Source organism: Halovulum sp. GXIMD14793, from assembly GCF_054457435.1.
Map to the genome: position 1 here is coordinate 1 of NZ_JBTLNE010000092.1, position 8,676 is coordinate 8,676.

At 57.8% G+C, this 8,676-nt stretch carries 5 protein-coding genes; 3 read left to right on the forward strand and 2 right to left on the reverse strand.

Annotated features, from left to right (window positions below):
* Positions 1-397: 397 nt before the first annotated feature.
* A complete protein-coding gene (locus ACW9UQ_RS17795; protein WP_458932344.1) occupies positions 398-2,938 on the reverse strand; it encodes an Rne/Rng family ribonuclease in 2,541 nt (846 codons plus the stop codon).
* Positions 2,939-3,384: 446 nt separating this feature from the next.
* Between ACW9UQ_RS17795 and ACW9UQ_RS17800 the strand changes: the two genes are divergently transcribed.
* The 3 genes from ACW9UQ_RS17800 to prfB all read left to right on the forward strand — a co-directional run bounded on the left by ACW9UQ_RS17800 (position 3,385) and on the right by prfB (position 8,388).
* Positions 3,385-4,503, forward strand: coding sequence for an N-acetylmuramoyl-L-alanine amidase family protein (locus ACW9UQ_RS17800; RefSeq protein ID WP_458932345.1), 1,119 nt, complete (start codon positions 3,385-3,387; stop codon positions 4,501-4,503).
* Positions 4,504-4,580: 77 nt separating this feature from the next.
* Entirely contained in the window at positions 4,581-7,130 is a 2,550-nt protein-coding gene (locus tag ACW9UQ_RS17805; RefSeq protein ID WP_458932346.1) for a penicillin-binding protein 1A, read from the forward strand.
* A gap of 133 nt (positions 7,131-7,263) precedes the next feature.
* A complete protein-coding gene (gene prfB, locus ACW9UQ_RS17810) occupies positions 7,264-8,388 on the forward strand; it encodes a peptide chain release factor 2 (protein WP_458932347.1) in 1,125 nt (374 codons plus the stop codon).
* A gap of 96 nt (positions 8,389-8,484) precedes the next feature.
* On the opposite strand, the gene ACW9UQ_RS17815 is transcribed toward prfB, so the two are convergent.
* Positions 8,485-8,676: hypothetical protein (locus ACW9UQ_RS17815; protein ID WP_458932348.1), on the reverse strand; the 192-nt coding region annotated here is incomplete at its 5' end.

The window sequence follows — 8,676 nt, forward strand, 5'->3', positions numbered from 1 at the left end:
AGCGCTTTTCAAATCCGTTGCACAAACATGCGACCTCTTCCCACCAGACGAGTGCCGAAATCTCTTCAAGGCTGCCGGGTATGTTGCAGATTAAATGGACGGTGCTCTAAAGCGTTTCGGGATAAACCTGAGACAAAAAATTATCCTGAAACGCAGTGATAAGCCTATATGGTGTACGCGTTTCGATTTTATGTGATGTCTCAAGGTAAACTCGAAACGCTTTAAAGATGCCTTTTAAAGCCATCAGACGTAATGCCAGAAACAGACGAACGTAGTTTGTTTCATCATGCCAGGAATTTTCAAACCACTCGCGAATTCGATGCCGCGAATGGCTAAGTTCTCAAAACTCAGCGTTTCAGAAGCTCGTCTTGGTGCAATCCAAACACGATACCTTCTATTAGCGGCCCAAGGTTCTGGACCACCAACCACGTTTTTCGCCGTCACCGCTCTCGGTCTTTGCCGGGGGCTCTGCCGTGTCTTCGGTTTTCGTTGCCATTGCCGTCTCTGCAGAGACGCGGACGCGTTGTTTGCGGGCGGGTTTGGCTGGTTCGGCTGGGGTCTCTGCCGCCTCAGCAACAGTGGGTTCCGGGACAGGGGCGGCTTTTGCCTCCTCTTTTGCCGGTGCGTCTGCAGTATCGCCATCTGCGTTGTCTGTTGCTTCTGCGGCCTCTGCGCTTGGTGTCTCCGCTGCAGGGGACGGCTTTTTGCGTGACCGGGTACGGCTGCGGGTGCGCTTGGGCTTTTCTGCAGGCGCTTCTGCCTCGGCGGCCTCAGCAGGTTGATCCTGTGGTGCGTCCGCAGTTTCCTCGGCATCCGCACCTTCGCTTTGGGCCTCCTGCGATGTTTCACCATCCTCATCGCGGGTTGATTTGCGGCGACGACGGCGGCGGCGGCGTTTTTTGGGCTTTTCGTCCTGTTCTTCCGGGGCGAGGGCCTCTACATCAGCCTCAGTGGGTTCCTCTTCCTCGTCCATTTCGATGACGCTGTCGATCACACCTGAGGTCAATTCGGCTGCTGGAATGATCCGGGTCGCGGTTTTCAAACGCTCCATACGATAGTCGGGGCTGATCAACTGCGGGTCACCCTCAACGCGAATGGATAGGCCAAAGCGGCTTTCGATCATCGCCACATGCTCGCGTTTCGCGTTCAGCATGTAGTTCGCGATGTTGACCGGGGCCGTCACCAGCACCTCCCGGGCGCGGCGACGCACGCCTTCCTCTTCCAGTTCGCGCAGAATGGCCAGGGTCAGGCTGTCATCCGAACGGACGCGCCCGGTTCCGTGGCAATGCGGGCAGGGGGCGGTTGTTGCCTCCAACATGCCGGGGCGCAGACGCTGGCGGGACATCTCCAAAAGGCCAAAGCCAGAAATGCGACCGACCTGAATGCGGGCGCGGTCGGTTTTCAGCTTGTCTTTCAGGCGTTTCTCAACCGCGTTGTTGTTTTTGCGGTCTTCCATGTCGATGAAATCGATGACGATCAAACCGGCCAGATCGCGCAGCCGCGCCTGTCGTGCCAGTTCTTCGGCGGCCTCAAGATTGGTCTTGAGTGCTGTGTCTTCGATGGAGCCTTCCTTGGTGGACCGGCCAGAGTTCACATCCACCGCGACCAAAGCTTCGGTCACGTCGATAACGATATACCCGCCGGATCTAAGCTGCACGACGGGGTTGAACATAGCAGACAGGTAGTTTTCCACCTGATAGCGGGCGAACAAGGGCAGCGCGTCGGTATATTCTTTCACGTTCTTGGCGTGGGACGGCATGAGCATTTTCATGTAGTCCTTGGCCTCACGGTAACCGCGCTCCCCTTCGACAAAGATCTCGTCGATATCTTTGGAATACAGGTCGCGGATCGAGCGCTTGATCAAAGATCCTTCTTCATAGATCGGCGCAGGCGCGATGGACTGCATGGTCAGGTCTTTGATCTGCTCCCATTGACGCAGCAGGAATTCGTAATCGCGCTTGATCTCTGCTTTGGTGCGCTGTGCGCCGGCGGTGCGGATGATCAGACCGGCCCCTTTCGGCACAGTGATTTCCGAGGCGATATCTTTCAGCTTCTTGCGGTCATTGACGTTGGTGATCTTGCGGCTGATCCCGCCACCGCGCGCGGTGTTGGGCATCAGAACGCAATAACGCCCGGCCAGCGATAGATAGGTGGTCAGCGCGGCACCTTTGTTGCCACGCTCTTCTTTGACGACCTGGACCAGGAGGATCTGGCGAACCTTGATCACTTCCTGAATTTTGTAGCGGCGGACGCGGGTCCGGCGTGGGGCGATTTCCTCTTCTACGGCGCTGGCACCGACCTGGTCGATATTCTCATCTTTTTCGTCTGCCTGGCCTTCGGTGCCGGCATCCTGAGCGTCATCGGTATCTGCGGCTTCGGCTTCTGCCTGATCGCCGGGTGCAGCTTCCGCCGATGTATCTTCATCTGCGGCCTCTGCCTCATCGCTATTGGTGTCAACTGCCGCATCACGCGCTTCGGGCAGGTCCTCGACCAGGGTCGAGCCGTCGTCATCCGCGTCGACATCTGCGGTCACCACTTCGTCGGTGCTGCTGGGTGCCCCTTCGTTGGCCGCCTTGGAGCGTGACCGGCGGCGTGACCTTGGGCGACGACGGGTTGGTTTTTCCTCTTCCTCGTCGTCCTGCGTGCGGTTTAGCTCAGCCTCTTCGGCCAAAAGCGCTTCGCGGTCGGCCGTTGGGATCTGATAGTAATCGGGATGGATCTCAGAGAAGGCCAAAAACCCGTGCCGATTGCCGCCATAGTCGACAAATGCCGCCTGAAGCGACGGTTCGACCCGTGTCACTTTGGCTAGGTATATATTTCCGGCGAGTTGCCGTTTATTCAGCGATTCAAAGTCAAATTCATCAACTTTGTTTCCTTCGACCACCACAACGCGGGTTTCTTCCGCGTGGGTGGCATCGATCAGCATTTTCTTTGCCATAATGTCTTTCGTAGGCACGCCGTAACTGCCGGGCCCTTATGGGTCGGGCAGGGGCAGGGCCTATATCTTGGGGATCAGCACGGCGCATACAGATGGGCGCGCCAGGTCCTAAGGACCGGCCCGCACAAAGGGGTATCGTTGCGTCGCGTTGCATCGCGGTTATGTTCTCCGGCCCTACGCATAGGGCCAATTTCATCAGGCCCACCGGGCCAATCGGGATGTGCTTTGCGCACTGCCACTCTCCAATTTCGGCCCTGGGCGGGTTCCGCCGAGGTTGCCGGGAGAATGGCGAATCTACTGTCACAATGCCGGAGTCGTAGCCCGACATCTGGCAAATGATACGCATTTCACATAGTGTTTTACAAATGCTTTTTCTCTGCCGCCGGATGATGCTATCTTGGGCCCATACCCCGAAAACGGGACATAAGACCAAGAACGAGCAGGGTATGAGGCGGTTTTTTCTGGCGGTATTCGCCACTTTTTTCCTGATGTCCTCAGGAAACGCTAACGCGCAGACCGAGGTCCGGCGCGATCTTGGGGGTGTTCTTACATTGCAATTCGATCTGGACCGGTCGGTGCCGTTCCGCGTCACGCATCTGCGCGGCCCTGATCGGATCAGGATTGATCTGCGCGCGGCCAGTTTACCCTCAACCGAACTGGCGCCTGTTGGCCGGATCACTGCGCTGCGCCGCAGCCGGGCTGGGCGCTGGACCGGGGTCACTGCCCTTCTGGATCAACCGATGGTTCTGGATGCGGCGGCCTATACCGCGCCGGGGCGCTTAAGCGTGCGGTTGCGTCCAACCGATCCGGCCAGTTTTGCCCTGGCAGCGTTGGACCTGAGCGATGCGCCAAAGGACAAGCCCCTGATCGTTCTGGACCCCGGGCATGGCGGGATTGATCCGGGTGCGTTGCGCTTTGGTGTGGCGGAAAAGGATGTCACGCTGACCTTTGGCCTGGAACTGGCCGAGCTTTTGCGCAGTTCAGGGCGCTACAAGGTGCTTCTGACGCGCAAGACGGATAAATTTGTGCCCTTGTCCGGGCGCGTCGAGATCGCCCGCGAGGCGGGGGCTGATCTTTTTCTGTCGCTACACGCCAATACATTGCTGAAAGGCGATCTGTCCGGGTCCACCGTCTATGTCTTGTCGAGAATCGCTTCGGATGCGCAATCCGCCGCCATGGCAGAGTTCGAAAATCGCGCTGACATCGTGGCCGGGCACACGGCCGCACCCGGGGACGGGGATATTGCCGATATTCTTTTGGAACTGAACCGATCCGCCACGGCAAAACGCTCGGGCATTGCGGCGCGGTTGCTGGTGCAAAATCTGGCGGACAGCGTGGGTGTCGTTGAGAACAAGCCGCTGAAATCGGCCAATTTCAAGGTGTTGCGCGCCCCTGATATGCCGTCCATCCTGCTGGAGTTTGGCTTTCTGTCCAACCAGACCGATCTGGCCCGGATGCAATCACCGGAATGGCGGGCCGAGGCGGGGAATGCGGTGCTGAACATGCTGGATGCCTGGCAGAAACAGGATGGCGATCGCATGATGATCACAGATGTTGGCCAGTAATCGCCTTACGCAGGGATGTGTTTTGCCTTGGCCGTCGGCTTGGGGTAAACTGGGCCGATAAAACAAGAGGACGAGCCGTGTTTCGCGAGACTTTGAACTTTCTGGGCTTTCTGTTCACCTGGCTGAGCCTGGGCGCCTTGATGGGCGTGGGGCTGCTGGCAGGGATCTTCTTCTATTACAGCCACGACCTGCCCAACACCAACCAGTTGTCACAATACGAACCGGCCACGATCAGCCGGGTGTTCTCTGCCGATGGGCTTGTGATGGACGAGTTCGTTAAGGAGCGGCGCATGTATACGCCGCCCGATGAAATCCCCGATCTGGTGAAACGGGCCTTCATCAGTGCGGAAGACAAGAATTTCTATACTCACCCTGGGTTTGATATCCGGCAAATCGCGGCTGCAGCCTATAGCGCTGCACGCGGCGGGCGGGTCCGCGGGGCATCGACGATCCCTCAGCAGGTGGCGAAAAACTTCCTTCTGTCTTCGGATCGGAAGGTTTCGCGCAAGATCAAGGAATTGATCCTGTCTGTCCGTATTGATCAGGCGCTGAGCAAGGATGAGATCCTCGGCTTGTATCTGAATGAGATTTTCCTGGGCCAGAACTCCTATGGTGTGACCGCAGCAGCCCAGACCTATTTTGCAAAGACCCTGGAAGAATTGACGCCTGCGGAAGCTGCCTATCTCGCGACATTGCCAAAAGCGCCAAGCACCTATCACCCGGTCCGCCAGAAGGATCGTGCTATCACCCGGCGCAATTTCGTTCTGAAAGAAATGAACGAGAACGGCTATTTGTCGGATGAGGATTACCTAGAAGCCAAGGAAAGTGATCTGATTACGGTGCAGTCGGGCGATATCGTGTCGGCCCGAAATGCGCTGCCCCCTCGGGATTACTTCACCGATGAAATCCGCCGCCAGTTGTCCACCAAACTGGAGGGGGGCGGCGATGAGCTGTTTTCCGGCGGCCTGACCATCCGTGCGACAGTCAAGCCCGAGTTGCAGGCCGCCGCAGCGAAGGCCTTGCGTGATGGGCTTGAGAAGTACGACCGCGGCACCGGCACCTATCAGGGACCGGTGACAACCATAGACTTTCAGGAATTGGGCACGACCGAGGAAGACTGGCGTAAGGCGCTGGCAGACACGCGTGTGCCGCGCGACATCGTAGGTTGGATCCCCGCCGTCGTGCTGGAGGTTGGTGAAAGTTCCGCCCGTATAGGGATCGAAGGTGTCGAGAACGACCAGGATGGTCATTTTCTGACTTATAACGACGCCAAATGGGTTTCGCGCATTCGTGCGGGTGATGATCGGCCGAACCGAAAACGCTCTATCGGTGACCTTTATCGCGTTGGCGATGTTGTGCTGGTCAAGGCGATCATTCAAGGCGGTGAATTCAAGCGCTGGTCCATGCGGCAGGTGCCCGAGGTTCAGGGCGGCTTCATGGCCATGGATGTGACCACAGGGCGTGTTCTAGCGATGCAGGGCGGGTTTTCCTACCAGCATTCGGTGTTCAACCGCGCGACCCAGGCGACGCGTCAGCCTGGCTCATCCTTTAAACCGTTTGTCTATGCTGCCGCGCTGGATAGTGGATATCATCCGAACTCTGTCGTTGTGGACGCCCCGATCGAGGTGCTGTCCGGCGGGGAGATCTGGCGGCCCACCAACTCTTCCAACCGTTTCTATGGGCCTGCGCCCATCCGTACGGGGATCGAGCAGTCGCGAAACCTGATGACGGTGCGGATCGCGCAGGATATCGGTATGGACCGCGTGTCAGAATATGCCGAGCGTTTTGACGTATATGAGAACATGCCGCACCTGCTGTCCTATTCGCTTGGCGCAGGGGAAACGACGCTGTTCAAGATGGTCGCAGCTTATGCGATGTTCGGCAATGGCGGCAAATATGTGGAACCGACCCTTGTCGACCGTGTGCAGGATCGCAACGGTAAGACGATTTATCGCCACGACCCGCGCGTCTGCCGGGGCTGTAACGAACAGGCGTCTGCTGTGAAACTGCCTTGGATATGGAACAGCTCGCGCCAGGTTATGGACCCGGTGACAGCCTATCAATTGAGTTCCATGATGCAGGGCGTTGTGTCTCGCGGTACCGCGGCCTCAACCGTCGGCAAGGTTTTGGGCGTGCCGATTTCGGGCAAGACCGGGACCACGAATGATGCCAAGGATGCCTGGTTCATCGGCTTCACACCCAAGATCGCTGCAGGTTGTTATATCGGTTTTGATACGCCGCGTCCGATGGGGCGGGGGGCTTATGGTGGTACCCTTTGTGGTCCGGTATTTGCCGATTTTATGAAGGTAGCCTTAAAGGATCACGGTTCTTTCAAACGCCCGCAACCGCCAGGCACTGTGTTTGTCAAAATTGACCGCTTCACGGGGCAACGCCTTTCAAACCGTGCGTCGGGCGGCAATGTGATATCCGAGCTGTTCCGCGCGGGTGAAGAGCCAGCCGTCGGGGCCTATGGTAACTACATCGATGGCGGTTTCGCAATGGGCTCGGACTTGCCTTTGTTTGAAGGCGCGCGCGTTGTCAATCAGGAGGTCACGGTTGGCGGTGAGCGCAAGGTCATCCCACAAAAACCGGGGCTTGGATCGCTTTCGTCGGGTGGGCTTTACTGACGATTGTCTCAAAAGCTCGACGGCGAAAGCGCTGCAGGTTAAAACCTGCACCGTCATTCTTGCAGTCCTGCCGAACAGCATGTAATTCAAGCGCTTGCACCCGCTTTTGCGGGACAGGCTAGGGACGGGACAGATGCGCGCAGAAACCCAAAATCAGATCGAAGAGATTACAAAATCGCTTGAGCTTCTGCGTCAGCGGGTTGGGTGGGACACAGCCGAGCATCGGTTGGAAGAATTCAACGCGATGTCCGAAGACCCCGAGCTTTGGAATGACCCGGCCAAGGCGCAGAAGCTGATGCGCGAACGCCAGCAATTGTCCGATGCCATTGATCAATGCAAAACCATCGAGACCGAGTTGCAGGACAATGTTGACCTGATCGAACTGGGCGAGATGGAAGAGGATCACGACGTCGTCCAGGAAGCGGAGGCCGCTTTGGCCGTGCTGAAGGACCGGGCCGCTGCCGCGGAGCTGGAGGCCCTGCTGAATGGCGAGGCGGACGGCAACGACACATTTCTTGAAATCAATTCCGGCGCGGGCGGGACCGAGGCCTGCGACTGGGCGCAGATGCTGCAACGCATGTATGTCCGTTGGGCCGAAGCACATGGCTACAAGGTGGAACTACAATCGGAAGAGGCGGGATCCGAGGCCGGGATTAAATCCTGCGCCTATAAGATTTCCGGGACCAATGCCTATGGATGGCTGAAATCAGAGAGCGGGGTCCACCGTTTGGTGCGGATTTCACCGTTCGGGAAGGGCACGCGTGAAACCTCCTTCGCATCGGTCTGGGTGTATCCGGTGGTGGATGACAATATCGAGATTGAGGTCAATCCGGCTGATATCCGTATCGACACCTATCGGTCCTCGGGCGCGGGCGGTCAGCACGTGAACACTACGGACTCGGCGGTTCGGATCACCCACGCGCCAACGGGCATTGTCGTGACCAGTTCTGAAAAGTCGCAGCATCAGAACCGGGATATCGCGATGAAAGCGCTGAAATCCCGGCTGTATCAAATGGAACTCGACAAGCGGAACGAGGCGATCAATGCAGCCCACGAGGCCAAGGGCAGCGCGGGCTGGGGCAACCAGATCCGATCTTACGTTCTGCAGCCTTATCAGATGGTCAAGGACCTGCGGACCAATCACGAAACCTCGGACACACAAGGTGTGCTGGATGGCGACCTTGATGGGTTCATGGCGGCCACGTTGGCGCAGGACGTAGCGGGCAAGTCGCGCAGCGATGTGCAGAGCGACGATTAGGGCCTGTTACGCTATCCCCGTGGGCTGCACCCACGACGCCGGAACGCGACCTTTTTGAGGTAAGGTCGCTTCAGATCTGTAAATCCCGTTAGGCCGCTAATTGTATGTGGCCACATAGCTAGTTTTCAGAGTGGCATCGCTGACCTTTTGGGTGAATCGGACTTTCCAACAGCGCGCAGCGAAGGTCTTGAACGATGAAGATTTTCTGATGCGGGCCAGGGTGCGCGGTTTCGGCTTGGCCTGAGTGTGGTCCGCGTTGGAAAATCTCTCAGGGAGGAAGCTGCGGGG